We start from the raw sequence: 26,368 nt of genomic DNA on the forward strand, positions 1-26,368 counted from the left end.
AAAAAGGGGCGGGCAGAGTGCTTGCCGTCAGATGTTAGAAACAGCGCGCCTTATCTGGCAAGAAAAACTGATTATGTGATGCACCATTGGACCTGAACGATCTGCGATTTTCGCCGTTGTCTAGACATCAGTTGTCTGTAAATAAAGCGCTTTTTGCAGATCGGGCCCAATTGCGGCCGAAGCACCTTCTGAAAAATCCGAATAATAGGTGTTGATTTTTTAGGCATCTCAAAGCGGCGGTTCCTGCTTTTGCCGCGTCGCTGGCTGGGATAGCGTAGCGGGTATGAGCAGTATTCCTCGATTCATTCACCTACGTGTTCACACCGAATATTCTCTGCTGGAAGGCGCTGTGCGGCTGAAGAAGCTGCCCGCTTTGTGCGAGAATATGGAGATGCCCGCTGTTGCGGTGACGGACACCAATTCTATGTTCTCGGCTTTGGAGTTTTCCGTGACTGCCAGCGGCGCTGGGGTGCAGCCGATCATGGGGTGTCAGGTTGATCTGACCTATGTGCAGCCGCAGCCAGGCGAGAAGCCCAAAGCTCCCGCGCCGCTGGTGCTGCTGGCGCAGTCCGAGGCGGGGTATGAGAACCTGATGAAGCTGAGTTCCTGCCTTTATGTGGACAAGGGCGGACAGTTGCCGCAGGTCAGGTTGGACGAATTGGCCGAGCGCTCGGACGGGTTGATCTGTCTGACCGGCGGGCCGGATGGGCCTGTGGGGATGCTGTTGCAGCAAGGCCAGCGTCCGTCGGCGGAGGCTCTGGTGGATCGCCTGGCTGGGATGTTCCCGGACCGCCTGTATATCGAATTGCAGCGCCATCCGGGCGAAGGGGGCCAGCCCGAGGCAGAGCGTCTAACCGAACGTGGGCATGTCGAGATGGCCTATGCCAAGAATCTGCCTTTGGTCGCCACCAATGACGTCTATTTCCCGACCACCGATATGTATGAGGCGCATGATGCGCTGATCTGTATCGCCGAGGGCGCGTATGTCGACCAACAGGACGGTCGCCGCCGCCTGACCGCGCAGCATTTTTTCAAGTCGCAGCAGGAAATGGTGACGCTGTTTGCCGACTTGCCTGAAGCGATTGAGAATACCGTCGAGATCGCGCGCCGGTGCGCTTTCATGGCGTATCGCCGAGATCCGATCCTGCCGAAATTTGCCGATGATGAGGTCGCCGAGCTGCGGCGTATCGCCAATGAGGGCTTGCAGAAACGTCTGACGGTGATCCCGCATGCGGTGACGCCCGAGGAATACCAGGAACGGCTGGATTTCGAACTCGGCATCATCGAGGGCATGGGCTTTCCCGGCTATTTCCTGATCGTTGCCGACTTTATCCAATGGGCCAAGGATCACGACATTCCGGTGGGGCCGGGGCGGGGGTCTGGTGCGGGCTCGCTCGTGGCCTATGCGCTGACGATCACCGACCTTGACCCGCTGCGCTATTCGCTGCTGTTTGAGCGGTTCCTGAACCCCGAGCGGGTCTCGATGCCGGACTTTGATATCGACTTCTGCATGGATCGTCGGGAAGAGGTGATCCGTTACGTTCAGCAGAAATACGGGCGCGACAAGGTGGGGCAGATCATCACCTTTGGTGCTCTGTTGTCGAAGGCCGCTGTGCGCGATATTGGGCGGGTGTTGCAGATGCCCTATGGGCAGGTGGACCGCCTGTCCAAGATGATCCCGGTGGAGGGGGTCAAGCCTGTCTCTATCGAAAAGGCCCTGAAAGACGAACCCCGCCTTCGCGAAGAGGCACGCAGCGAAGAGGTTGTGGACCGGCTTCTGACCTATGGCCAGCAGGTTGAGGGGCTGTTGCGGAATGCCTCGACCCACGCGGCGGGGGTGGTGATCGGTGATCGACCTCTGGATGCGCTGGTGCCGATCTATCAGGACCCTCGGTCCGATATGCCCGCGACCCAGTTCAACATGAAATGGGTGGAACAGGCCGGGCTGGTCAAGTTCGACTTTCTAGGTCTGAAGACTTTGACTGTGATCCAGAACGCGATGGATTTGATCTTCAAATCCGGGCGCGAACTTCATATCGCACCCGATGGCACCGAGTTGTATGAACCCGCCGAAGGCGCGGTGAATGAGATCAACGCCATCCCGCTGGATGATGAGGCGACGTACAAGCTTTATTCGGCGGCCAAAACGGTTGCGGTGTTTCAGGTGGAATCCTCGGGCATGATGGATGCGCTCAAGCGCATGAAGCCGGACTGTATCGAGGATATTATTGCCCTTGTGGCGCTATACCGTCCGGGTCCGATGGAGAACATTCCCAAGTTCTGCGAGGTTAAGAACGGGCTCAGTAAGCGGGACAAGCTGCACCCGTCCATCGACCACATCCTGGACGAGACGCAGGGCATCATCGTCTATCAGGAACAGGTGATGCAGATCGCGCAGGAAATGGCCGGTTACAGCCTTGGCGGCGCAGACCTGTTGCGCCGCGCGATGGGTAAGAAGATTCAGGAGGCGATGGATGCTGAGCGGCCCAAGTTCCTCAAAGGGGCTGCCGAAAATGATGTCGATGAGACCAAAGCGACCGAGGTCTGGAACCTGTTGGACAAGTTTGCCAACTACGGCTTCAACAAATCCCACGCTGCGGCTTATGCGGTGGTCAGCTACCAGACCGGCTGGCTGAAGGCGAACCACCCGGTAGAGTTCATGGCGGGTGTCATGAATTGCGATATCCACCTGACCGACAAACTAGCCGTTTACTTCGAAGAGGTCCGCAAAGGGCTTGAGTTGCCCTATGTGCCCCCTTGCGTGAACCGATCTCAAGCTACCTTCGATGTGGTGAACGGAGAGCTTGTCTATGCGCTGGGCGCCTTGAAAAACGTAGGCGTTGAGGCGATGAACCTGGTGGTCGATGGTCGCGCGGAAAAGCCCTTTGTGAACCTGTTCGATTTAGCCCGCCGGGTTGATCTGAAGAAGGTCGGTAAACGCCCGCTGGAGATGATGGCGCGGGCGGGTGCGTTTGATCAGTTGGATAAGAACCGCCGCCGCGTGTTCGAAAGCCTTGATCCGCTTGTGCAGTATTCGGCGGCTATCCACGAACAAAAGAACTCGAACCAGGTGTCGCTCTTTGGTGAGGCGGGTGACGACCTGCCGGAACCGCGCCTGTCGCCCACGCCCGATTGGCTGCCTGCCGAGCGGTTGAGCGAGGAATTCAAGGCCATCGGGTTTTACCTGTCAGGCCATCCGCTGGACGACTATATGCCCGCGCTGAAACGTAAACAGGTAATGACGCTGGATGAGGTGACGGAAAAGGCGCGCTCGGGGCCCTTCATCGCGAAGATGGCCGGTGTTGTTGCTGGTCGGCAGGAACGGAAATCGGCGCGCGGCAACCGGTTTGCCTTTGCGCAGCTTTCGGACCCCAGCGGCGCGTATGAGGTCACGCTGTTTTCGGAAACGCTGGAGAAATCGCGCGAATATCTTGAAACCGGTGCGCAAGTTGTACTAACCGCCGAGGCGACGATGGAAGCTGATCAGCTGAAGCTGCTTGGCCGGTCTGTCGGCCCGGTGGATACGGTCGTGGCCGAGGCGGGTGCAACCGGCCTGCGCATCTTTGTGGATGAGGAACAGGCGCTGCCTACTGTGGCTAAAGTGCTGGAGGATGCCGCCAGCGCAGCCAAGAACGCCGCGCGCGGGCCTATCCAATTGTTGCTGATGGCCCCCGGATTGCCGGGTGAGGTCGAGATGGACTTGGGTCAGAATTTCCCGATCAACCCCCAGATCAAGGGCGCGATCAAATCGCTGGAAGGCGTGATGTCGGTCGAGGAGTTTTGAGCCCAACTCGATGGTGCCACACAGCTGTGTTGAATGCGCTTAGCTTCATGCGGTTGGAAAGCCTTTTTGCGACCATGTCCGCTCTTGGACACGGATGGGCCGCGATCTCGGGGGTGACAATGCTGGCACCAGTTGCTGCCTAACCGCTGACAAAGTAACTACGCCGGCGTAGCAGGTCTTGCGGTGAAACGAGCGCTAAGGTTTCAGCCCTTAATAATGCGGTGGGCGTTCGTCGCCGAACACAACCCCGCCGGAACCTTCCTGCGCCCGTTCAGCCTCGCGCTGCAACAGCATCTCGACGCGCCGGGTCAGGCGGTCGATCTCGCTCTGTTGGGTTGTAACGACTGTGTTCAACTCTTCGACCGTGCGGGTCAGGTGGGCGATCTGCTCTTCCAGATGCTGCATGGGGCTCTCCTTTGGGCGTGGTCATAGCGGCGCTTTGACCTCAACACCAGTGAAAGCGCGCCTTGCCCCGATGCGGGCCATGGGATAGACCGCGCGCGGAACATGAACCGCAAGGACGCCCCACATGGCCAAGCCCAAGAAACAGCCCCGCCCCAAGGCCGTCACGCCGAAAGGGTTCCGCGACTATTTCGGCCAGGAAGTCTCGCAGCGCACCGAGATGCTGCGGACGATTGCGGATGTCTACCATCGCTACGGGTTTGATGCGCTGGAAAGCAGCGCTGTGGAAACCGTCGAGGCGCTGGGCAAGTTCCTGCCCGACGTGGATCGCCCGAATGAGGGCGTATTTGCGTGGCAGGAGTTTGACGAAGGCGGCAACGGTGACTGGATGGCCCTGCGCTATGACCTGACCGCGCCGCTGGCCCGTGTTTATGCGCAGCACCGCAACGAACTGCCGACGCCCTATCGCCGCTATGCGATGGGTCCGGTCTGGCGCAATGAAAAGCCGGGGCCAGGGCGGTATCGCCAGTTTTATCAATGCGATGCGGATACGGTTGGCACGGCCTCGATGGCGGCTGACGCCGAGATCTGTGCGATGTTGTCGGATACGTTGGAGACCGTGGGCATCCCGCGTGGTGACTACCTGGTGCGGGTCAACAACCGCAAGGTTCTGAACGGGGTGCTGGAGGCGATGGGTTTGGGCGAGGTCACCGCCGCCCGCGACAATGTTCTGCGCACCATCGACAAGTTCGACAAAGTGGGTGAGGCTGGGGTGCGTGAGCTGCTGACCAAAGGCCGACTGGATGCCTCGGGCGCGTTCATCGACGGTGTAGGCCTCAGCGACGATCAGGCCGAGCCGGTGATTGCTTTCCTAACCTCCAAGGCTGCGGATACCGCCGGAACACTGGCCAACCTGCGCGCCGCCGTTGGCGACAGCAAGATTGGGGCGGATGGAATTGCAGAATTGGAACAGATTGGGGCGCTGCTGGATGCGGGCGGTTACGGGTCGGATCGGATCGAGATTGATCCTTCGGTCGTGCGGGGCCTCGGGTACTATACCGGACCGGTTTATGAGGCCGAGTTGACCTTTGAGATTTTCGACGAGAAAGGCCGTAAGCGGCAGTTCGGTTCGGTCTCGGGCGGTGGGCGTTATGACGACCTGGTCAAGCGGTTCACAGGGCAGGAAGTACCTGCGACCGGCGTGTCTATCGGTGTCGACCGGCTGCTGGCCGCCCTGCGCGAAAAGGGCCGGATCGCGGCGCAAGCCACAGGCCCCGTGGTTGTGACCGTGATGGACCGCGACCGTATGGCCGACTATCAGGCGATGGTGGCCGAGCTGCGTAATGCAGGTATCCGGGCCGAGGTCTATCTGGGTAACCCCAAGAACTTTGGCAATCAGCTGAAATACGCAGACAAGCGGAACTCTCCCATCGCAGTGATCGAGGGGGGCGATGAAAAAGTAAATGGGATCGTGCAGATCAAAGACCTGATCCTTGGGGCCAAGATCGCCGAAAGCGCCACGCTTGAGGAATGGAAAGAACGCCCCAGCCAGTTCGAAGTGCCGCGTGGCGATCTGGTCGCCAAGGTGCGTGAAATTCTGGACAGTCAGGACTGACCCATGCCGAACCGTTCCCAGATACAAGCCCGCGCTGCCATGATGCGCGTGAGGTTCGAGGCCGCAGGCGCACAGGTCGTGGACCCTCCGCTGCTGCAACCGGCCGACACGCTGCTGGACCTTTATGGCGAGGATATCCGCGCGCGCGCCTACGTGACCTCGGACGCGCTGCGGGGCGAGCAGATGCTGCGCCCGGATTTCACCCTGCCCGTGGTGCAGATGCATATGTCCGACGGGGCCGAGCCCGCGCGCTATACCTATTCCGGCGAGGTGTTCCGCCGTCAGGAGCATGATCCGGATCGCTCGAATGAATACATTCAGGTCGGATACGAAGTATTCGACCGCAATGATCCCGCAGGCGCGGATGCAGAAGTCTTCTCGCTGCTCGCGTTGCAATTGCGAGGGCTGCCTTTGCGCGCGGCGACCGGGGATATCGGCATCCTGACTGCCGCTGTCGAGGGCCTTAAGACCACAGACCGGCGCAAGGCGGCGCTGATGCGGCACTTGTGGCGGCCTCGTCGATTCCGGGTGCTGCTGGACCGCTTTGCCGGTCGCAAACCGGGACCTGAAGGGCGCGACAGCCTGTTGGATGCAGAAAATCCGCTGGATACGGACATCCCGATGATCGGCAAGCGCCGTGCCTCCGAGATCGAAGCGCGGATCGCTGCCTTGCGCGAAGATCGCGACACACCGCCTATCTCCGACAACGAACTGGTTGGGCTGGAAACCCTGCTGAACGTGCGTGAGACCATGCCCTTTGCGTTGGAACAGCTGCGCGACGTGGCGGTGGATCTGCCGCAGATCACTCCGGCGCTGGACCGGCTTGAGGCGCGGATTGCCTCGCTACAGGCGCGTGGCGTGGATGTGGAACGTCTGGACTTCGAGGCCGCCTATGGCCGCACCTCGATGGAATATTATGACGGGTTTGTCTTTGGCTTCTACGCTGAGGGTCGCCCCGATCTACCCCCCATCGCCACTGGCGGGCGCTATGACGCGCTGACGCGGCAGTTGGGGAACGGGGCCGAAATTCCGGCGGTGGGCGGTGTCATCCGCCCCGACCTGATGCTGGAGATCGAGGAGGACGCGCAATGAGCCTGAAACTGGGCGTGCCCTCGAAGGGCCGTTTGATGGACAAGACCTTTGGTTGGTTCGAAAAGCGCGGCATCACCCTGTCGCGTAGCGGATCGGATCGGGAATATGCTGGCAAGGTCGAGGGCATCGACGGGGTCTCTCTGATCCTGCTGTCTGCCGGGGAAATCCCGCGCGAACTGGCCGCCGGGCGCATTCATCTGGGCGTCACCGGCATTGATCTGGTGCATGAGAAACTGCCCCGCTGGGAACAACAGGTCGAGGAGATCTCGCAGCTTGGGTTTGGCAAGGCCGACCTGATCATCGCGACACCTGCTTGCTGGGTTGATGTAGACACGCTGGATGATCTGGACGCGGCTGCAGCAGCGTTTCGCAAGACCCACGGGCATCGGCTACGGATTGCCACCAAATACCACCGGTTGGTGCGCGAGTTCCTGACCGATGCGGGAGTTGCCGATTACACTCTGGTCGATAGCCAGGGCGCGACCGAGGGCACGGTGATGAATGAGACCGCCGAGGCGATTGCCGATATCACGTCTACCGGCGAGACGCTGCGGGCGAACCACCTCAAAATCCTGACCGACGGGCTGATCCTGCAATCGCAGGCGACCCTGTGGCGCAGTCGGGTGGCGAAATGTGACCCCGAGACAAAGGCCACACTGAACGCATTGCTGGATCGCCTGCGTTAAAGCACGCCGATCTCGGCAAGCGCGCGATTCAGATCGTCGGGCAAGGCATCGTCCTGTTCTCGCCCTTCCGGCAGGTCGGCAGGGGTGTCTTCGGTTTTGAGATAGCGCCAGCCTTGGAATGGGCGTTTGAGCGCGGTCTGGGTGCGATGGACCTGCGGGTCCAGAACGATGGCGCAGCGGCGAATGCCGTCTTCGCCGCGCACCTCATCCAGACGCAGGATGCGCTGACGGCATTGGATTACGCCCTTGATCACCCAATAGATTGATCCGCCATTCAGAATCTCGGACTCGCGCTTGGGCCACATGCGGGTGACATGGCGCGGGCAGCCGTCCTCGTAAAGCGGTCTGCGACTGTCCTGCCACGCCATCAGCGTATCAACGCTTTCCGATCCGACGGACAGTTTGATGAGGTTTACGTACTTATCCACAGCTTTCCCACAGAGTCGTCCCAAGGCCCACCTTTATATTGTAGCTCGCAATGCGACGTCATCAAGGTGTTGTGGTTTGGATGTGAATTGGAGTAGTCTGGATACCTCTTTCAGAACAGGGAATCACCAATGAGCCGCTTTGCCGCCCCCATCGCCGAGCAGATCTGGGACATGAAATACCGCTTTAAAGAAGCGGATGGCACGCCCATCGACCAGACGGTCGAGGATAGCTGGCGACGCATAGCCCGCGATCTGGCGCGGGTCGAGGATGACGCGGCCCATTGGGAAGATAAGTTCTATGAGGCACTGGAAGATTTCAAATATCTGCCTGCTGGGCGCATCACAGCAGGCGCGGGCACAGCGCGGCAGGTGACTCTGTTCAACTGTTTCGTGATGGGCACCGTGCCCGACAGCATGGGCGGTATCTTCGACATGCTGAAAGAAGCCGCGCTGACCATGCAGCAGGGTGGCGGGATCGGGTATGATTTCTCGACCGTCCGTCCGCGTGGGGCCGATGTGAAAGGCGTGGCGGCGGATGCCTCTGGCCCGCTGAGCTTCATGGATGTGTGGGACGCGATGTGCCGGACGATCATGTCCGCAGGCTCGCGCCGCGGGGCGATGATGGCGACCATGCGTTGTGATCACCCGGATATCGAACAGTTCATCACCGCGAAATCTGACCCGGCCCGCCTGCGCATGTTCAACATGTCTGTGCTGGTGACGGATCCGTTCATGGAGGCCGTGAAGGCCGATGGCCCATGGGAACTGGTGTTCGACGGCAAGGTCTATCATACCGTTCAGGCGCGTGATCTGTGGAACAAGATCATGCAGGCCACCTATGACTATGCCGAGCCGGGCGTAATCTTCATCGACCGCATCAACAAGGCCAACAACCTGAGCTATGTGGAAACCATCGCCGCGACCAACCCCTGCGGCGAGCAGCCATTGCCACCCTATGGCGCGTGCCTTCTGGGCTCGATCAACTTGGCGCGGTTGGTGACAGATCCGTTCGAGGACGCGGCGCGTCTGGATGAGGCCGCGTTGCAAGAGTTGGTCGCGACCGCAGTGCGTATGATGGATAATGTTGTAGACGCGTCGAAATTCCCGCTGGCCGAGCAGGAGGCCGAAGCACAAGACAAGCGCCGGATTGGGCTGGGCGTGACCGGGTTGGCCGATGCGCTTTTGATGTTGGGTTTGCGCTATGGGTCCGACGAAGCGGCGCGTCAAACCGAACGCTGGTTGCACGCGATCGCCCGCGCCGCCTATCTGGCCTCGGTCGATTTGGCGAAGGAGAAGGGCGCTTTCCCATTGTTTGACGCCGAGAAATACCTGGCCAGCGGCAATATGCAGCAAATGGATGATGACGTGCGTGACGCGATCCGCGAACACGGTATCCGCAACGCCCTGCTGACCTCGATCGCGCCGACTGGGACGATTTCGCTCTATGCAGGGAACGTGTCGTCGGGGATCGAGCCGGTCTTTGCCTACGCCTACACGCGCAAGGTGCTGCAGAAGGACGGCTCGCGCACCGAGGAAGAGGTAGTGGACTATGCCGTGCAGATGTGGCGCGACAAGTTCGGCGAAGTCGCCTTGCCCGACTATTTCGTGAACGCGCAGACGCTTTCCCCGTCTGATCACGTCAAGATGCAGGCCGCCGCGCAGAAATGGATCGACAGTTCGATTTCCAAGACAATCAACTGCCCCGAAGATATCAGCTTTGACGCCTTCAAAGACGTTTACATGCAGGCCTGGGATCAGGGCTGCAAAGGCTGCACGACCTATCGCCCGAATGACGTGACCGGCTCGGTCCTGACAGTGTCCGAAAGCGCCGACAAAGCCCCCGGCGAAAGCGCGGATGCCCCGCATCAGGTGGATGGCGGCGAGGTTGTCTATATGTCCGAACCGCTGGACCGTCCGCAATCGCTGGAGGGGTCGACCTATAAGTTGAAATGGCCCGACAGCGAACACGCGATTTATCTGACCATCAACGATATCGTCATTGGTGGCCGCCGTCGTCCGTTCGAGGTGTTCATCAATTCAAAGAACATGGAGCACTACGCCTGGACGCTGGCGCTGACCCGCATGATTTCTGCCGTATTTCGACGGGGCGGGGATGTGTCCTTTGTCGTTGAAGAGCTAAAGGCCGTGTTCGATCCGCGTGGCGGGGCCTGGGTGCAGGGGAAATACATCCCATCGATCCTGGCCGCGATTGGCGGCGTGATCGAACAGCATATGGTCAATATCGGCTTTCTTGAAGGCGAAGGAATGGGTCTGAAATCCGACCCGCAGGCGCAGGTGGTCAATATTGACGCGCCCCGCGGCAAAGCCTGCCCATCCTGTGGTCAGTTCGATATGGCGATGATCGAGGGCTGCATGACCTGCCGAAGCTGCGGTCATTCTAAGTGCGGCTGACGCAGATCGCAGACAATTGCTGTGGCTTCTGGCGGGATCGTTTCCCGCCAGAAGCCAGAAGCTGAATCTCTTTAGCAACATTTTTATGAACGATATGTTAACGTCTCTTTTCTGCCAGAATTTGCCCTGATAAGAACGCCTGCGTAAGCAGTGATACGTTGAAAGGTGCGGGCGGGTATAATGAGAGCCGGGCAAAACGGTCGTATAGCCATTTTATGGAAACAGACGGAACTGGATGGGCTTGAGGCGGCGCCTCTGTCCTTTTTGAATGTTGGGGCTGCGTGGTCTTGGCGCGGGCATGCCGCCTTTGTGGACGGTTCTTTGCCGCACGGCCGAGAGGTGGCGCTGAATGTTCTGCATCATTTCATCTCGGAAGACGAATTGGGCAACGGTGCGCAGGGTGTTGTTATCCTGACCAACGGGGCACAGCAATTCTCGGCCCTGTTATATGTTTCGGCGACGCAGGCTGAACCTCTTTTGGTATTCGAAGAAGGATGTCCTGCACGCGAACAGGACTTTTGGGTCGATGAGTTTGTCGAAATCCGTCAGGCTGGCGGCGAATCGGCCAGCCACGCGAATACGGTGGTCTCGTTCCCGACTCGTCCACGCATGGATCCCAATCTTCACGCAGTGCCGCGCCTGCCTGCGGCGAATGCGGGACCGTTGGTGGATTGATCCGTTTCAACGGACCGGATTTTTTCAGGACCTGTTGACTCTGACGGAACTGCAGATATAAGCGCGGCTTCATTGGTGTTGGTGGCCCCCGCAAGGGGATGCCTGTCATGGGGGAAACCCCAAGAGGACAACGCCCTTCATAGTAGGCGCCTACTCCTGTAGCAGTGCAGCGCCTTCGAACATAAAGAAGGAGATCAGCCGTGACGAAACGCACGTCTGCCAAGTACAAAATCGACCGCCGGATGGGCGAAAACATCTGGGGTCGTCCGAAATCCCCGATCAACCGTCGTGAATACGGCCCAGGCCAGCACGGTCAACGCCGCAAGGGCAAACTGTCGGATTTCGGTCTGCAACTGCGCGCCAAGCAGAAGCTGAAAGGCTACTATGGCGACCTGACCGAGAAGCAGTTCCGCCGCATCTACGCCGAAGCCGAGCGTGTCAAAGGCGACACCGGTGAAAACCTGATCGGTCTGCTGGAGCGTCGTCTGGACGCTGTTGTTTACCGCGCCAAGTTCGTGCCAACCGTGTTTGCTGCACGTCAGTTCGTGAACCACGGCCACGTCAAAGTGAACGGAAAGCGAGTGAACATCCCCAGCTACCGCGTCAAAGAAGGCGACGTGATCGAAGTACGCGACAAGTCCAAGCAACTGGCCGTTGTACTGGAAGCAGTTGCGCTGGCCGAGCGTGATGTGCCTGACTATATCGACGCCGACCACTCGAAAATGACCGCAACCTTCGTGCGCGCACCGGGCCTGAGCGATGTGCCTTACCCGGTCATGATGGAGCCGAACCTGGTCGTCGAATTCTACGCGAAGAACTAATCTTCGCCGATCTGGAAAGTTTCGAAAACCGCGCCATCCGGCGCGGTTTTTTCGTTTACACAGTTCTGTTGCCATCGCGCTGAAATTCCAACATTTTGGTCCGTGACCAAGCGCATATAAGACAACACAGTGAATTTGAGACCGCTATGACAGCACGTTTTCAGAAAATCCTGACCGCAGCAGGGCTGGCCGTTCTACTTGTCGGTTGCTCCGACGCCACCAGACCGCTGACATCAAGTGGGCTGCGGTCCGAGGACCCGCTTTTGACCGGTATCCTGCAGAGTTTTCAACATGGATGTATCGAGACCGCCCCGACATTCGAAGAATCGCGGGTTCGTGCCGGGTTCAATGCCAATGAGCCGAAACTTGAGCGGGGGATGGAATTCCTTGGGGGCAGTACAAGAAATCGGTCCTGTGAGGTGATCGTGCGTGGATATGGTACGACCCGGCCGGTGCCGACGGTTGGCGATATCAATCGGTTGGCACGTGCTTTCGCGTCGAACACGCGGTTGGCCTATACCCCTGCGATCCCGGGTGAATCGACACGGGCTTGGGTGTCGTCCGGAAATCGCAATTTCTTCGTGACCGGTTTTGTAACCGGGGATGGGGATTTGCAGCTGATTGTTGGTGAGTGATCCAGTCAGATCGGCAGCGGTCGCCCCTCGGCGATCGCTTCCATAGCGAAATAGGACGTGACGCTGTCCAGTTCGACCTTTTCGATCAGGCGTTGGTACACCTTGTCATAGGATGCCATGTCCTGCGTCACGACCTTGAGCTGATAGTCATAATCGCCCCCGATCCGGTGAAAATCCACAACCTCGGGGATGGTCAGTACATGGCGGCGAAACGCCTGCAGCCACTCGGCCGAGTGATGCCGGGTTCGTAGCATCACAAATACCACAAGGCTGAGGCCCAGTTTCTCGCGCGCGATCTTGGCGGTCGACCCGGTGACGACGCCGCTTTCGTTCAGCGCCTTCAGCCTACGCCAGCACGCATTCTGAGACAGGCCGACCCGATCCGCCAGTTCTCGCTGTGACAGGGTCGCGTCTTTTTGCAGTTCGCGCAGTATGCCTTGATCAATCTGATCTATTCTTTCGGTCATATCAGATCATATGACACAAAAAATGGAAAAACTACCCAAAGAAATGTGAAGTTTATCCAAAAAATAACAATCATATTGTCAGGGTAATACGGAGCCTGAGCCATGACCCTGAACCAATTCCGCGCGTCCATCCAATCCGCCGATTGCATAACCCCCTTTCGTGATGGGCTGATCGGAGAAGGCGTCATGATTCCGGGTCTGCGCGGGGACGTGCCGCTTGTGTATGCGGATTACGTTGCCTCGGGCCGCGCGTTGCGGCAGGTCGAGGATTTTGTGGCTGCGCATGTGTTGCCGTTTTATGCCAACAGCCACACCGAGGCTTCGTATTGCGGCGCGTATATGACGCGCCTGCGCGGAGAGGCTCGCGCAGAGATTGCCCGCATCGTTGGCGCCCAGGAAGAGGATTCGGTGATCTTCACCGGCTCTGGCGCCACTGCGGGTCTCAACCGGCTGGTCAGCCTGATGGGTGTTAACGAGGCGGACCGGCCGGTTGTTTTGTTGGGGCCGTATGAGCATCACTCGAACATTTTGCCGTGGCGCGAAAGCAAGGCGCGGGTGATCGAAATCCCCGAAGCATCGGACGGGGGTGTCGATCTGCAAATGCTCGAACGTATATTGGTCGATCATTCTGCGTCCGATCTTATCATCGGGTCGTTTTCAGCGGCCTCGAACGTGACCGGCATCATCACCGACCCCGATCCGGTGACACGCTTGCTGAAAGCGCATGGTGCGCTGGCAGTTTGGGATTATGCCGGGGGTGGGCCTTACCTGCCGATGGATATAGGGGAAGGCGATACACGTAAGGACGCAATAGTTGTCTCTCCGCATAAATTTCCAGGCGGTCCGGGGGCTTCGGGCGTGTTGGTTGTCAACACGGAGGCCGTGCGTCGGACCTGTCCCAGTTGGCCCGGTGGCGGGACAGTCAGCTTTGTGTCGCCATGGCGGCATGACTACAGCGCTAACCTGTCCGCGCGCGAAGAAGCCGGAACACCCAACGTTATCGGCGATATCCGAGCGGCGCTGGCTTTTATCGTCAAGGATGTAGTTGGCGTAAAAGAGATCACCAAACGCGAGGTACAGTATAACCAAATGGCGTTGCAGGGATGGGGGGACAACCCGAACCTCACGCTGCTGGGCGTGGATAATCCACATCGCCTGCCGATTTTCTCCTTCCTCGTGCGCGACAACGCGGGGCACCCGGTGCATCAGCAACTGTTCACCCGTATGCTCAGCGATATCTACGGCATTCAGGCGCGGGGCGGCTGTGCCTGTGCTGGGCCCTATGCGCATCGCCTGTTGGGCATCGACAGGGACACGTCCGAGGCGTTGCACGCCGCGCTGTCTGCCGGAGAAGAGATGAAGAAGCCCGGTTGGGTGCGGTTGAACTTCTCATATTTGATGAGCGAACAGACGGTGCAGTTCGTGATCGACAGCGTCAATGACTTGTCGCGCCGCACCGCTGAATTCGCACCATTCTACACGGCCGACCCGGCGACCGCCCGCTTCAAAGCGGCGTGACGGAATTGCCGCTTTTCTCAACGCCTTGAGACAGGTATGAGAGGCTCCAATCAACGGAGCCTCTTATGACCAAGATCACCCCGCAACCCGGCATTATGGACATCGCGCTGTATCAGGGCGGCCAGTCGCATGTGGCCGGGGTTTCGCATGTGATCAAGCTGAGTTCCAACGAAAACCCGTTTGGTCCCAGCCCCAAGGCGATCGAGGCTGTGCGCGACAGTGCCGCCAACCTGCATCGCTATCCCAGCACCGACCACGCGCCCCTGCGCGACGCAATCGGTGTACGGCACGGGCTGGACCCAGCGCGGATCATCTGTGGTGTCGGCAGCGATGAGGTGCTGCAATTCGTGGCGCAAGCCTATGCCGGGCCGGGGGATGAGGTCATCTATACCGAGCACGGCTTTTCCATGTACCCGATCATCGCGCGGATGGCGGGGGCAACGCCGGTGATGGTGCCTGAAAAGGACCGCCGCGTGGATGTTGACAACATCCTTGCCGCTGTGACGGATCAGACGCGGATCGTGTTTGTGACCAATCCGGGTAACCCGACCTCGACCATGATCCCCGAAAGTGAGCTTGTGCGCCTAGCCGAGGCTCTGCCCGACAGTTGCCTGATGGTGATCGACGGGGCCTATGCCGAGTTCGTCGATGATTTTGATGGTGGGGCATCCATCGTGGGTCGGTTCGACAACGTGATCATGACCCGGACGTTCTCGAAAGTGTACGGCCTGGGTGGGATGCGCGTGGGCTGGGGCTATGCCGTGCAGTCGATCATTGATGTGCTCAACCGAGTGCGTCAGCCGTTTAACTTATCACTGACCGCTTTGGCGGCGGCCGAAGCTGCGGTTAAGGACGAAGAGTTCTTGTCTCATTGTCAGGCCGAAAACACGCGCCTGCGGGTGTGGTTGTCCGACGAACTGGCCAAGATCGGGGTGCCTTCGGATGCGTCCTGTACCAATTTCATTCTCGCCCGGTTCACCGATCAGGCCGAGGCTGAGGCTTGCGACGACTATTTGAAAACCCAAGGTTTGATCGTGCGGCGTGTGGCGGGATACAACTTGCCAAATGCGCTGCGCATCACCGTGGGCGATGAAGACGCCTGCCGCCGGGTCGTTGCGGCAATCTCCGCATTCAAAGAGGGCGCAGCATGAGCCAGATCTACGACCGTGTTGCACTGATCGGGCTGGGGCTGATCGCCTCGTCCATGTTCTGGGCCATCAAACGCGCCGGGCTAGCGGGGGAAGTGACGGGATACGCGCGGTCCAAGGCGACGCGCGACACCGCGCGCAAGATCGGTCTTTGCGACCGGGTGTGCGATACCGCCCAAGATGCGGCGGAGGGCGCCGATCTTGTCGTTCTCTGTGTTCCGGTCGGCGCGATGGGTGCGGTGGCCGCAGATATCGCACCAATGCTGAAACCGGGCGCGACGGTGTCTGACGTGGGTTCGGTCAAACGTCATGTGATCGAGGCGGTGTCGCCACATATCCCCGAGGGCGTGCATTTCATCCCCGCGCACCCGCTGGCCGGGACGGAACACTCGGGCCCAGAATCCGGTTTTGCCGAATTGTTCGACAATCGTTGGAGTCTTTTGGTGCCGGTTGAAGGCACCGACCCCGCCGCCGTCGCGCGCTTGCGTGCGCTTTGGGAGGGGATGGGATCGAACGTCGATGAGATGGACGCCGACCACCACGATCTGGTGCTAGCCGTTACGTCCCACGCACCGCATCTGATCGCTTACACGATGGTCGGTGTGGCCGATGACCTGCGCCGGGTGACGGATAGCGAGGTTATCAAATATTCGGCTGCCGGTTTCCGGGATTTCACGCGGATCGCGGCCTCGGACCCGACCATGTGGCGCGACGTGTTTCTGACCAACAAGGACGCGACTTTGGAAATTCTTGGCCGGTTCACAGAGGAACTGTTCGCCTTACAGCGGGCCATCCGAACCGGAGATGGTGAACAGCTATTCGACTATTTCACACGCACCCGCGCGATCCGGCGTGGGATCATCGACGCAGGCCAGGATACGGATGCGCCGGATTTCGGCCGGGGGAAATCCTAGCCATGAGGGCGATCCGGCGGACCATTGCTTTTGCGCTTGTTGGGGCCTTGGCTTCAACAGCGCAGGCAGCGCCGGAACAGTCATTGATTCCCGTGGCGCGGCCATCGGTCGAGCAGGTTGTTGGCCCCACAAAGCTTCGCCCCGTGTTGCGTCCTGTTTCAGCACAGGTTCTGGCCGTCGCTGCGCGCCCGACTGCGCTGCCGTTCCTGGGGCCGGACACATCCTTGATGCCTTATCTGCGCCCGAAAGCTCTGGAACAGGAGGCGCTGTTCAAGAAACGCAAGCTGCGCAAGGGTTCGGTCTGCGGGGATATCGACATTCAAGGCAAACCGGTGGGGCAGGTTCCTGGCAAGATCAAGGCCTGCGGGATCCAGGACGCGGTGCAGATTACTTCGGTCGCCGGTGTCAAACTCAGCCGCCCGTCTACGATGGATTGCGGAACTGCCATTGCGCTGAACAAATGGGTCGATAAATCGGTCAAGCCAACCTTCAAACGCCGCGGTCCGGTGGTCGAACTACAAGTCGCCGCCCACTATGCCTGCAGAACACGAAACAATCAGAAAGGCGCGCGGATATCCGAGCATGGCAAGGGGCGCGCGATTGATATCTCGGGTTTTCGAATGGCGGACGGTGAGCTGGTGACGGTTCTAAACGGCTGGCGCAAGAACCCGTCAAAGAAACAACTGACCAAAATCTGGCGCGGCGCGTGCGGGCCGTTTGGTACGGTGTTGGGGCCAAACTCGGACCGCTACCACCGGGATCATTTCCATCTGGATACGGCACGCCACAGACGGGGTCCGTATTGCCGTTAACGTAGAATTAGCCGCGGGGCTGGGCCAAGGGGCAGGGGGCCGACCGCAACGAAGCCGTCTCGGAAATTCAACTGCAAATCCAACGCATTGGGGTTTCCGCCTAGTCCGGCCATGAAGTTCAGCGCGCGCGTCACCGGGTCGACGGCTTGATCAGGCAATGCGCCAGCCGCGTTGGCCATGGCGATCATATCGCGCCAGTTCTCGGCTTTTATGGCGATCTCTCCGGTGGGGATGCCTTGCGCGTCCACATCTAGTTCTCCGGCCGCAAAAAGACGAAGGGCCCCCCATTTCATCTCGGCCAGCCGCAGATCAATTCTGGTGGGTTGCGGGCGACCCTGTTCCAGCGCGGACCGGTCCCATGGCTTGTCGAACACGGTCGTCATGTCCAGTTCGAGCGTCTCAAAGGATTGCGGCAGAGTGGTGGCCGAGCGCATGAGCTCGCGCAAGTCGTCACCGGGGGTGAAACCGTCAATCCGGGCGCTGATGGCATAGGTCTCAGGGCTTGCTGTCTGCGCCATGATCAGCTGCAGCGTCTCGCCCGCCGCTTGCGCTTCTCCGTCGTCAGCGATTGACCACGACCCGGAAGTCAGCGCCATCTTCTCAAGCACCAGCGCAATACCGGGTTGCAGTTGCAACTCTGCCACCAAATCCGCCGCCGTGATGGTCGAGGTTTGGTCGAAATACGATAACCGCTGCGGCGTGTCGGCAAATCGCAGCATTTGCTGGCCGGGCCAGATGGCGGGGCTTTGGAATTCGATCCAATCCGCGCTCCAGGCGGTGCCGTTGACCGGATCGGCCAGCGCGGGATTGTCCAGACGGGTGACATGGTTGAACGGATACCCTGCGGTGGCGACCTGCGAATACTCAGCCTGCCAACCCCGGTCCTGTTGTCCGTCGAACCACGCAGTGATGGCATTGCGCAAGCCAAAACCGGCGACAAACCAATATGCGCTCCAGATCACAGTTATGACAATGACTAGCCGTATCAGCCCGCGCATGGCAGTTCGCCCTTTTTCCCGCACCTGAATTGATGTTTATAGGCGCAAACGGGCAAGGACCAGAGCTATGACGATGTGGGTATTCGGATATGGATCGCTGTTGTGGAATCCGGGGTTTCCCGTGGCCCGCAGCGCGCGTGCGACGTTGCACGGATATGCCCGATCCTTCTGCATGAGCTCGATCCACCATCGCGGGACCGAGGATCATCCCGGCCTTGTGCTGGCTTTGGACGAACAGGACAGCGCCCAATGCAAGGGTCTGGCCCTGTCGGTCGAGCCCGGTCACGAGGACCGCACCCTGCACGAGTTGCGCGAGCGTGAGCTCATTTCGTCAGCCTATGTTGAGAAGATGCTGGACGTGCATCTGGAAAGCGGCGAAACGGTCGAGGCTGTCACCTATGTGATCGAAAAAGACCACGTGCAATATTGCGGTGGAATGCCGCTTGAGGAACAGGCTCAGATCATCGCCCACGCCGTGGGCGGGCGCGGGCCGAACACCGAATACCTCTATAACACCGCCGAACATCTGGCCGAGATTGGCCTGCGCGACCCTGATCTTGAGTGGTTGGCGCAACGGGTGCGTAGCATTACCGCATAAACCCTTGGCGTCACCGGCGGATTTTCGCTAGATTCACTGTCAGAGCAGGTAAGAACCGGGAACCACGCGCATGGCGCAGGCACATCAGGGCGCGAGACCGCATTTCTCGCAACCCATTCGTCAGATCGTAACGATGCTGATCGCTATAGGTCTGGCGGGGGCGGGCGTGTTTATGGCGCTGCCCTATGTCTTGCCGGTCTTCTATGCCAACCCGTATCTCAATGGGTTTATCCTGCTCGTCTTTGCGATCGGTGTTCTGGCCTGTTTTCTTCAGGTGACACAGTTAATCGGCTCGGTCCGCTGGATCGAAGCTTTTGTCGGTGGCGTCGTCCGCGAAGATGCGCGCACCCCGCAATTGCTGGCGCCGCTGGCCTCGTTGCTGCGTGAACGTGGCGCGCGGTCTCAGATCAGTTCCAGTTCAACCAGGTCCATTCTGGACTCGGTGGCCGAGCGGATCGAGGAAGAGCGTGAGATCACGCGATATATCACCAACGTCCTGATTTACTTAGGCCTTCTGGGTACATTCTTCGGCCTCGCCACCACGGTCCCGGCCATTGTCGACACGATCCGCAGCCTCAACCCGCAAGAGGGCGAAGAGGGGCTGGCCGTGTTCAATCGCTTGATGGTTGGGCTTGAGGCGCAGTTGCAGGGCATGGGCGTGGCCTTTGGGTCCTCGTTGCTGGGTCTGGCCGGGTCGTTGATAGTCGGCTTGCTGGAGCTGTTTGCGGGCCATGGTCAGAACCGGTTCTACCGCGAGATGGAGGAATGGCTGTCCTCGATCACACGGGTCGGCTTTGCGCTGGGTGATGAAGGCAGCAGCGCAGAACTGGCCGTACTGTCCCCGGTGTTGGATACGATGTCAGAACAGATGGACGCCTTGCAGGACCTGTTCTCGGCACAGGAGGGGGATCGGGCCGAGCTGTCCGCCAAGCTGGGTCAGTTGGTGGACGTGATCACCGATATGAACCTGCGCCAATCCGACAACGAAGGCGTCACCGCCGCGCTGGAACGCGTGGCGCTGGGACAGGATGCCCTGCTGGATCACATGCGCGAACAGGGCACCGGCGACGGGATCGACGCCGAAAGCCGGATGCGCCTGCGGTCGATGGATGTGCAATTGCTGCGCATCCTCGAAGAAATCTCGGCCGGTCGCCAGGAAAGCATGAGCGAGATGCGCAAGGATATCGAGCTGCTGGTCAAGGCCCTGACATTGCCGCGCGGTGCTGTACGCACGACGCCGGGCGGAGAATAAAAGATGGCCCTGTCCCGTCGCACAGGTCAACGGTTTCAGGGCTCGGTCTGGCCCGGCTTCGTGGATGCGATCACCGGGCTTTTGATGGTTTTGACCTTCGTTTTGACGATCTTCATGGTGGTTCAGTTCGTCCTGCGGGAAACGATTTCGGGGCAGGAAGACGAGCTGACAGCGCTGTCTGACGAAGTTGCCGCGTTGGCCGGCGCGCTGGGGTTGGAAGAACGCGAAAACAGCCGACTTGAAGCTCGGCTTGGGGCGCTGAACGCGACATTGTCTGAAACCGAAGATGAGTTGGCTCAGGCCGAAGATAGCCTTTCGGAGGCGCAATCGCGGATCACGGGTTTTGAGGCGCAGGTTGCGGCATTGCTGGCCGATCAGGATCGCGCGCAAGATGTCATTGCCTCGCTTGAGGCGGAACGGCAGGGGCTACAGGACCAACAGGATCAGTTGCTGTCGGAACAGGATGCTTTGAATCTTGCGCTGGCCCAAAGTCGCGCCGAGATTGATGCACAGGCCGAGGCCGCCCGGTTGGCTGCGGCCCGCCGCGAAGCGCTGGAAGCTCTGGTTGCCGATCTGGAGCAAAGCGAAACTGCCCAGGCGGCGCTGATCACGGAACTTGAAGATCAACTCAGTGCCGAAGAGGCAGCCCGTCTGGCCGAAGCGGCAGCGGCAGAGAACCTGCGCGACCGATTGCAGAACGCCGATGCCGAGCTGACTGCGATGACACTGGCGTTGGAAGCGCAGCGCAAAGAGGCCGAGGAAACGCTGACCCTTTTGGCTGCCGCCCAAGCCGCTCGTGCCGAGCTTGAGCGTCAATTTGGAGAACTGAATACCGAAGAGCTTGAGGCGCAGTTGCAGGCTGCCCTTGCCGCACAAACTCAGGCGCAGACGGATGCACAGGAACAACGCACATTGGCCGAGGAGCGCGCTGCCCTGCTGGCCGTGGCCCGCGAAGCGATTTCGACTGAAAAAGAAGTATCTGAGCAGGCGCAGCGTCAAACCGCTTTGTTGAACCAGCAACTCGCTGCGCTGCGTCAACAATTGGGCGGGTTGCAGGCGCTGCTGGACGATTATGAAGAACGCAACGCCGCCGCCGATATCCGCATCCAAACGCTGGGGCAGGATCTTAACGCGGCTTTGGCCCGCGCGGCCTCGGAAGAACGTCGCCGCCGCCTGCTGGAAGAGGCCGAACGCGCCCGTCTGGAGGCTGAAGCCGAAGCTCTGTCAGGCCAGAATGAGGAACTGGCCGCGCAGGCCGAGGATTTGCAGCGCTATCGTTCTGAATTCTTCGGCAGATTGCGCGATGTTCTGGGGGATCAAGACGGGGTGCGGATCGAAGGGGATCGGTTCGTCTTTTCGTCCGAGGTTCTGTTTGACACCGGCTCGGCCGTGCTGTCGCCCGAAGGCCAACTCGAGGTCGCCAAAGTGGCCGACATCCTACGCAGCGTGGCCGCTGAAATCCCCGAAGGGCTGAACTGGGTCATTCGTGTCGACGGCCACACGGACAATGTCCCCCTCGCGGGGTCGGGGCGCTATCGTGACAACTGGGAACTGAGCCAGGGTCGCGCCCTGTCGGTGGTTCTGTATATGGTTGAGGCGCTGGGTATTCCGCCCAGCCGGCTTGCGGCAAACGGCTTTGGAGAGTTCCAGCCCGTCAATCCGGCCGACACACCCGAAGCACGGGCCCAGAACCGGCGCATCGAGCTGAAGCTGACGGAACGATAACTAGCGCTTTGCCTTGTGCTCAGCGACGCCCAAAGCGAAAGCTGTCGTCTGGCGTACCAGTGAAACACTGTGGGATGACCGGGTAGTTATCAGTTAGGAAATAGGCGTATGTTCCAGACGGATATTCGGGTGAGACCGTGATGCCTCCGTTGCATTCGTCCAGATTTCCGGTTCCTGCGCGGTAAACATAGTCCTCATTGAAAGTGCCATCAAAGTTTCCGTCTGGTGCGCTGCCTCCGGGTCGATTGCCGTTCTTCAGTTGGTAGGATGAGGACATTTGCGTCACGTTCCCATCCTCAATACCAGTCATCGCATAGATCGGGAAACCATCTGCGGCATATCCGACCAGAGGCGAATGTCGGGTCGGCGTGTATTCCAATAGTTCGATCAAGCCGGTCGGGATACCGTGATAGTGGTACTTTCCTCCGGGGAGAACATGGGCGTGGTTTTCATCAAGACCCAGCGAAATTGCACCGCCAAGTGCGTTGTAAGACCAACCCGATCTTGGATCTCCATTCCAGTATTCTGCCGCCAGCGGATCAAACACCACACCGTCTATCGACACGCCGAAATTCCAACCCAGCTCCAGAGGCTTAGGCATGCGACTTGGTTTTGGGCGCGCGGGTACGTTGAGATTGACTCGTTGCTCGGAAAGGCCGTGCGGGTTGCCTCGGTTTGGAAAGCGACCGACCAGATGGTCCGGTATTCCATTTGCGGAAACGCTTACGCGATTTTTGGCTTCGGTGAGATCAACGTAACTGACCCCCGGATCAATCGTGGCCGGTTGCAGAATTAGTGGCCGCGTTGTCGTTTCATCTTGATAGCGAAACCTGTGTTGTGCGGTCGTTATTGTGGCGATCACGGCAAATGTTAAGGAAGAGCCCCAAAGGACGGCGGGTTTAAGCATTCGACTCTCCAATTTGCTTCAACGGTGATTGTGAAACGTGCGCGAGAAGTCGTTCCGTCGAAAAACGCGCCCACGGGCGCGCAATCGTCTGGCGTTGATGCAAAATCGCCCGGATGCAGGTGCAACCGGGCGATCAATGTTTCTAAACGCTTGTGCAATCAGTCTGCTGTTAGCAGCGGCGGCTTGTCGCCCGGAATGCGGGGCTGATCGGGGCCCAGAATTTCCAGGTTCAGATCGCCTTTCTTAACCGAAACGCGAACCACACCACCCTTGGCCAACTTACCGAACAATAGCTCTTCAGCCAGAGGCTTCTTGATGTGTTCCTGGATCACCCGGCCCAGAGGGCGTGCGCCCATCTTGTCGTCATACCCTTTGTCCGCCAGCCATTCGGCGGCCTTGGGTGTCAGGTCAAAGGTCACATTGCGGTCCATCAACTGTGCTTCCAGTTGCAGGACGAATTTCTCGACCACTTGCAGGATGACCTCTTTCGGCAGCGGTGCGAAGGAAATCACCGCGTCCAGACGGTTGCGGAATTCCGGCGTAAAGGTCCGCTCAATCGCAGCCGTATCTTCACCTTCGCGGCGATCACGGCCAAAGCCGATCGCGGCCTTGGCCTGTTCCTGTGCACCCGCGTTCGAAGTCATGATCAGCACCACGTTGCGGAAATTCACCGTGCGACCGTTGTGATCGGTCAGCTCACCATGGTCCATCACCTGCAACAGGATGTTGAACACATCCGGGTGCGCCTTCTCGATCTCGTCCAGCAGCAGCACGCAATGCGGATGCTGGTCAACGCCGTCGGTCAACAGGCCACCCTGATCGAACCCAACATAACCCGGAGGTGCACCGATCAAGCGCGAGACCGCGTGCTTCTCCATGTATTCCGACATGTCAAAGCGCAGCAGTTCAACACCCAGCGTATCGGCCAGCTGTTTCGCCACTTCGGTTTTGCCCACACCGGTCGGACCTGCGAACAGGTAATTGCCGATGGGCTTTTCAGGTTCACGAAGGCCCGCGCGCGCCAATTTGATCGCGCTGGACAGTGCCACAATGGCGTCATCCTGTCCGAACACCACCCGTTTTAGCGAGGTCTCAAGGTCTTTCAGAACCTCGGCATCGTCCTTGGTGACGTTCTTGGGCGGGATGCGGGCGATCTTGGCGACCACGGCCTCAATCTCTTTCACGCCGATGGTTTTTCGGCGCTTGCTTTCCGCGACCAGATGCTGAGCTGCGCCGGCCTCGTCAATCACGTCGATAGCCTTGTCAGGCAGTTTGCGGTCATTGATGTAGCGCGCCGACAGTTCCACCGCCGTTTTGATCGCGTCCGCAGTGTATTTGATCGCGTGATGCTCTTCAAAATACGGTTTAAGGCCGCGCAGAATTTTCACGCTGTCCTCGACCGAAGGCTCATTCACGTCGATCTTCTGGAACCGGCGGCTGAGCGCGCGGTCCTTTTCAAAGTGTTGGCGGAACTCCTTGTAAGTGGTCGAGCCCATGGTGCGCAGCTTGCCACCCTGCAGTGCAGGTTTCAGCAGGTTCGACGCATCCATCGCGCCACCCGAGGTGGCGCCTGCGCCGATGACCGTGTGAATTTCGTCAATGAACAGCACCGCATCTGGATGCTCTTCCAACTCGGTCACGACCGCCTTCAGCCGTTCCTCGAAATCACCGCGATAGCGCGTACCGGCCAGCAGCGCGCCCATATCCAGCGAATAAATCGTTGTCTCGGACAGCACATCGGGGGCTTCGCCCGCGACGATTTTGTGCGCAAGACCTTCGGCAATAGCCGTTTTGCCCACGCCCGGATCGCCAACCAGCAACGGATTGTTCTTGCGGCGGCGGCAAAGCACCTGGATACAGCGTTCAACCTCGTCCGAGCGCCCAATCAGCGGATCAACGTCACCCGCGCGGGATTTGGTGTTCAGATCGACACAGTACTTTCCAAGAGCGCTTTCTTTTTGCTCGCCTTCGCCCGTGCCAGACTGCGGTTCCTCTTCAACCTGATCCGCGCCCGAAACTGAGCGGTTTTCGCCGTAAGCAGGGTCTTTAGCGACGCCGTGAGCGATGAAATTCACCGCGTCATAGCGTGTCATGTCCTGTTCCTGCAGGAAATAGGCTGCGTTGCTTTCACGTTCCGCGAAGATGGCGACCAGAACATTGGCGCCCGTCACCTCAGTCCGGCCCGAGCTTTGCACGTGGATCGCGGCGCGCTGGATCACGCGCTGGAAAGCGGCTGTTGGCACGGCCTCTGACCCGTCAATGTCGGTGACGAGGTTGGATAAATCTTCGTCAATGAATTCGACCAGAGTGCTACGCAAGTCCTCAAGATCAACGCTGCAGGCTTTCATGACGCGGATCGCATCCGGTTCTTCCAGCAGCGCCAGAAGCAGATGCTCCAGCGTGGCGAATTCGTGTCGCCGTTCGTTCGCTGCCGCAAGGGCCGCGTGAATGGCTTGTTCTAAAGTGCTCGAGAATGAAGGCACGCGGGTGCTCCTCTGTCTTGGGTCGGAAGGGGCGCGGGCTTTCGGCCGGATCCCCATCCCAACCATGTCCTCATACTATTAGAGTTTGGTTGATCATGGCCCGGCTTCAAGGGTTTTCTTTCACTTGACAGTCACATTTATTGTGACCGTGGCTGTGAAGTTGGGGAAATAGGCATCAAAAGCGGTCTTTTCTAGCCCGGATTTCCGCAAATACAGCCGCCGGATCCGCGCCCGCCATGCCCAGATGCGCTTGAATCGCCGGATCTGTTGCGCGCAGGAAAGGATTTGTCGCCTTTTCCAAAGCCAATGTCGAGGGCACCGTTGGTTCATTCGCCGCCCGGGCGCGGTCGATATCAGCAGCGCGATCCTGCAACGCCGCATTGTCCGGATCCACCGTCAGGGCAAACTTGGCGTTCGATTGTGTATATTCGTGACCTGAACACACCACAGTATCGTCGGGCAGGGCGGCCAATTTCGACAGGGAGGCCCACATTTGAGGCGCTGTGCCTTCGAACAGACGCCCGCAGCCGAGGGCCATCAGGCTGTCTGCGGTAAAAACGGCAGCACTTTGGGGCATGTAAAACGCGATATGTCCGACCGTATGGCCTGAGACATCCAACACCTGAACTTGCTCTCCGCCCAGTTCAAACGTATCGCCATCGCTGACTTGTTGATCCAATGGTGGCAAGCGGTGCGCGTCGGCAGCGGCCCCGATCACTTTGGCGGTGTGCTTTTCCAGAATGGCCGGCAAGCCGTCCACATGGTCATAGTGGTGATGAGTCAACAACACGTGGCTGAGCGTCCAGCCGCGCCGGTCCAGCTCGGCCACAATGGGTCCTGCTTCGGGCGCGTCGATCAAAGCGGTGTTGCCGCTTGCGGCGTCATGCGCCAGAAAAGCGTAGTTATCGCTGAGACATGGAATGGTGACGATTTCAAGAGGCATGGCCTTTTGCCCTTTCGTTGCTAGACTGCGCCGAAGCTAAGCCGATTGACCGG

Annotated in this window: 22 protein-coding genes; 15 read left to right on the top strand and 7 right to left on the bottom strand. The window is 59.3% G+C overall.

Translation table 11 applies throughout. The features are described from left to right. The first annotated feature begins 283 nt into the window (after positions 1-283). Positions 284-3,784, top strand: a complete 3,501-nt coding sequence (dnaE, locus tag ACR0CA_RS08660; RefSeq protein ID WP_480898363.1) for a DNA polymerase III subunit alpha — start codon at positions 284-286, stop codon at positions 3,782-3,784. Positions 3,785-3,994: 210 nt separating this feature from the next. On the opposite strand, the gene ACR0CA_RS08665 is transcribed toward dnaE, so the two are convergent. After that, positions 3,995-4,189, bottom strand: a complete 195-nt coding sequence (locus tag ACR0CA_RS08665) for a SlyX family protein (protein ID WP_170352274.1) — start codon at positions 4,187-4,189, stop codon at positions 3,995-3,997. A gap of 124 nt (positions 4,190-4,313) precedes the next feature. Between ACR0CA_RS08665 and hisS the strand changes: the two genes are divergently transcribed. Genes hisS through hisG form a run of 3 tightly spaced genes read left to right on the top strand, consistent with a single transcriptional unit; the run spans position 4,314 to position 7,579 of the window. Further along, positions 4,314-5,801 carry a histidine--tRNA ligase gene (gene hisS / locus ACR0CA_RS08670; RefSeq protein ID WP_480898366.1) on the top strand — a complete coding sequence of 496 codons (1,488 nt, stop codon included), beginning with the start codon at positions 4,314-4,316 and terminating at the stop codon, positions 5,799-5,801. A 3-nt stretch (positions 5,802-5,804) separates the two neighbouring features. Then, positions 5,805-6,893, top strand: coding sequence for an ATP phosphoribosyltransferase regulatory subunit (locus ACR0CA_RS08675; protein ID WP_170788148.1), 1,089 nt, complete (start codon positions 5,805-5,807; stop codon positions 6,891-6,893). After that, entirely contained in the window at positions 6,890-7,579 is a 690-nt protein-coding gene (hisG, locus tag ACR0CA_RS08680; protein WP_170753491.1) for an ATP phosphoribosyltransferase, read from the top strand. Before ACR0CA_RS08675 ends, hisG begins: the two co-directional genes overlap by 4 nt. Here the strand turns inward: hisG and ACR0CA_RS08685 are convergent. Next, positions 7,576-8,007, bottom strand: a complete 432-nt coding sequence (locus ACR0CA_RS08685; protein ID WP_480898369.1) for a DUF1489 family protein — start codon at positions 8,005-8,007, stop codon at positions 7,576-7,578. The two genes, hisG and ACR0CA_RS08685, sit on opposite strands and share 4 nt — an antisense overlap. A gap of 129 nt (positions 8,008-8,136) precedes the next feature. Here ACR0CA_RS08685 and ACR0CA_RS08690 point away from each other — a divergent pair, with 129 nt between their 5' ends. The 4 genes from ACR0CA_RS08690 to ACR0CA_RS08705 all read left to right on the top strand — a co-directional run bounded on the left by ACR0CA_RS08690 (position 8,137) and on the right by ACR0CA_RS08705 (position 12,550). Further along, positions 8,137-10,419, top strand: coding sequence for an adenosylcobalamin-dependent ribonucleoside-diphosphate reductase (locus ACR0CA_RS08690; RefSeq protein ID WP_480898371.1), 2,283 nt, complete (start codon positions 8,137-8,139; stop codon positions 10,417-10,419). 180 nt (positions 10,420-10,599) lie between these two features. Next, positions 10,600-11,094, top strand: coding sequence for a hypothetical protein (locus ACR0CA_RS08695; protein ID WP_170788152.1), 495 nt, complete (start codon positions 10,600-10,602; stop codon positions 11,092-11,094). Positions 11,095-11,294: 200 nt separating this feature from the next. Then, on the top strand, positions 11,295-11,915 hold the full coding sequence (gene rpsD / locus ACR0CA_RS08700; protein WP_170325974.1) for a 30S ribosomal protein S4: 621 nt from the start codon (positions 11,295-11,297) through the stop codon (positions 11,913-11,915). A gap of 146 nt (positions 11,916-12,061) precedes the next feature. Continuing rightward, positions 12,062-12,550: a hypothetical protein gene (locus ACR0CA_RS08705; protein ID WP_480898373.1), complete on the top strand. Its 489-nt coding sequence runs from the start codon at positions 12,062-12,064 to the stop codon at positions 12,548-12,550. 5 nt (positions 12,551-12,555) lie between these two features. Here ACR0CA_RS08705 and ACR0CA_RS08710 read toward each other — a convergent pair whose 3' ends face one another. Next, positions 12,556-13,017 carry an Lrp/AsnC family transcriptional regulator gene (locus tag ACR0CA_RS08710; RefSeq protein WP_170788153.1) on the bottom strand — a complete coding sequence of 154 codons (462 nt, stop codon included), beginning with the start codon at positions 13,015-13,017 and terminating at the stop codon, positions 12,556-12,558. Between the two features lie 102 nt (positions 13,018-13,119). On the opposite strand from ACR0CA_RS08710, the gene ACR0CA_RS08715 reads away from it, so the two are divergent. The 4 genes from ACR0CA_RS08715 (at position 13,120) to ACR0CA_RS08730 (ending at position 17,409) form a co-directional block, all read left to right on the top strand. Further along, the gene (locus tag ACR0CA_RS08715) at positions 13,120-14,535 is read left to right on the top strand and encodes an aminotransferase class V-fold PLP-dependent enzyme (protein WP_480898375.1); all 1,416 of its coding nucleotides are present in this window, start codon (positions 13,120-13,122) and stop codon (positions 14,533-14,535) included. Positions 14,536-14,600: 65 nt separating this feature from the next. After that, positions 14,601-15,686 carry a histidinol-phosphate transaminase gene (gene hisC, locus ACR0CA_RS08720; RefSeq protein ID WP_170768985.1) on the top strand — a complete coding sequence of 362 codons (1,086 nt, stop codon included), beginning with the start codon at positions 14,601-14,603 and terminating at the stop codon, positions 15,684-15,686. Continuing rightward, on the top strand, positions 15,683-16,597 hold the full coding sequence (locus tag ACR0CA_RS08725; RefSeq protein WP_170768986.1) for a prephenate/arogenate dehydrogenase family protein: 915 nt from the start codon (positions 15,683-15,685) through the stop codon (positions 16,595-16,597). Before hisC ends, ACR0CA_RS08725 begins: the two co-directional genes overlap by 4 nt. A gap of 2 nt (positions 16,598-16,599) precedes the next feature. Further along, positions 16,600-17,409, top strand: a complete 810-nt coding sequence (locus tag ACR0CA_RS08730) for an extensin-like domain-containing protein (protein ID WP_170768987.1) — start codon at positions 16,600-16,602, stop codon at positions 17,407-17,409. Here the strand turns inward: ACR0CA_RS08730 and ACR0CA_RS08735 are convergent. Continuing rightward, positions 17,406-18,407, bottom strand: coding sequence for a DUF2125 domain-containing protein (locus tag ACR0CA_RS08735; RefSeq protein ID WP_480875649.1), 1,002 nt, complete (start codon positions 18,405-18,407; stop codon positions 17,406-17,408). The two genes, ACR0CA_RS08730 and ACR0CA_RS08735, sit on opposite strands and share 4 nt — an antisense overlap. A gap of 67 nt (positions 18,408-18,474) precedes the next feature. Here ACR0CA_RS08735 and ACR0CA_RS08740 point away from each other — a divergent pair, with 67 nt between their 5' ends. The 3 genes from ACR0CA_RS08740 (at position 18,475) to ACR0CA_RS08750 (ending at position 21,982) form a co-directional block, all read left to right on the top strand. Next, on the top strand, positions 18,475-19,005 hold the full coding sequence (locus ACR0CA_RS08740) for a gamma-glutamylcyclotransferase (RefSeq protein ID WP_170768989.1): 531 nt from the start codon (positions 18,475-18,477) through the stop codon (positions 19,003-19,005). A gap of 70 nt (positions 19,006-19,075) precedes the next feature. Beyond that, a complete protein-coding gene (locus ACR0CA_RS08745; RefSeq protein WP_170768990.1) occupies positions 19,076-20,257 on the top strand; it encodes a biopolymer transporter ExbB in 1,182 nt (393 codons plus the stop codon). Positions 20,258-20,260: 3 nt separating this feature from the next. Continuing rightward, positions 20,261-21,982, top strand: coding sequence for a peptidoglycan -binding protein (locus tag ACR0CA_RS08750; RefSeq protein ID WP_480898380.1), 1,722 nt, complete (start codon positions 20,261-20,263; stop codon positions 21,980-21,982). Positions 21,983-22,001: 19 nt separating this feature from the next. Here the strand turns inward: ACR0CA_RS08750 and ACR0CA_RS08755 are convergent, their stop codons facing one another. The 3 genes from ACR0CA_RS08755 to gloB form a co-directional block, all read right to left on the bottom strand. Further along, entirely contained in the window at positions 22,002-22,889 is an 888-nt protein-coding gene (locus ACR0CA_RS08755; RefSeq protein WP_480898382.1) for a YHYH protein, read from the bottom strand. Positions 22,890-23,047: 158 nt separating this feature from the next. Further along, complete coding sequence (clpA, locus tag ACR0CA_RS08760) at positions 23,048-25,372, bottom strand: ATP-dependent Clp protease ATP-binding subunit ClpA (RefSeq protein WP_170783775.1); 2,325 nt, start codon at positions 25,370-25,372, stop codon at positions 23,048-23,050. Between the two features lie 175 nt (positions 25,373-25,547). After that, positions 25,548-26,315 (bottom strand): hydroxyacylglutathione hydrolase, encoded by a 768-nt coding sequence (gloB, locus tag ACR0CA_RS08765; protein WP_480898384.1) that lies wholly within the window; start codon positions 26,313-26,315, stop codon positions 25,548-25,550. Positions 26,316-26,368 lie beyond the last annotated feature (53 nt).

The sequence above is a fragment of the Ruegeria sp. F12 genome (assembly GCF_056533885.1).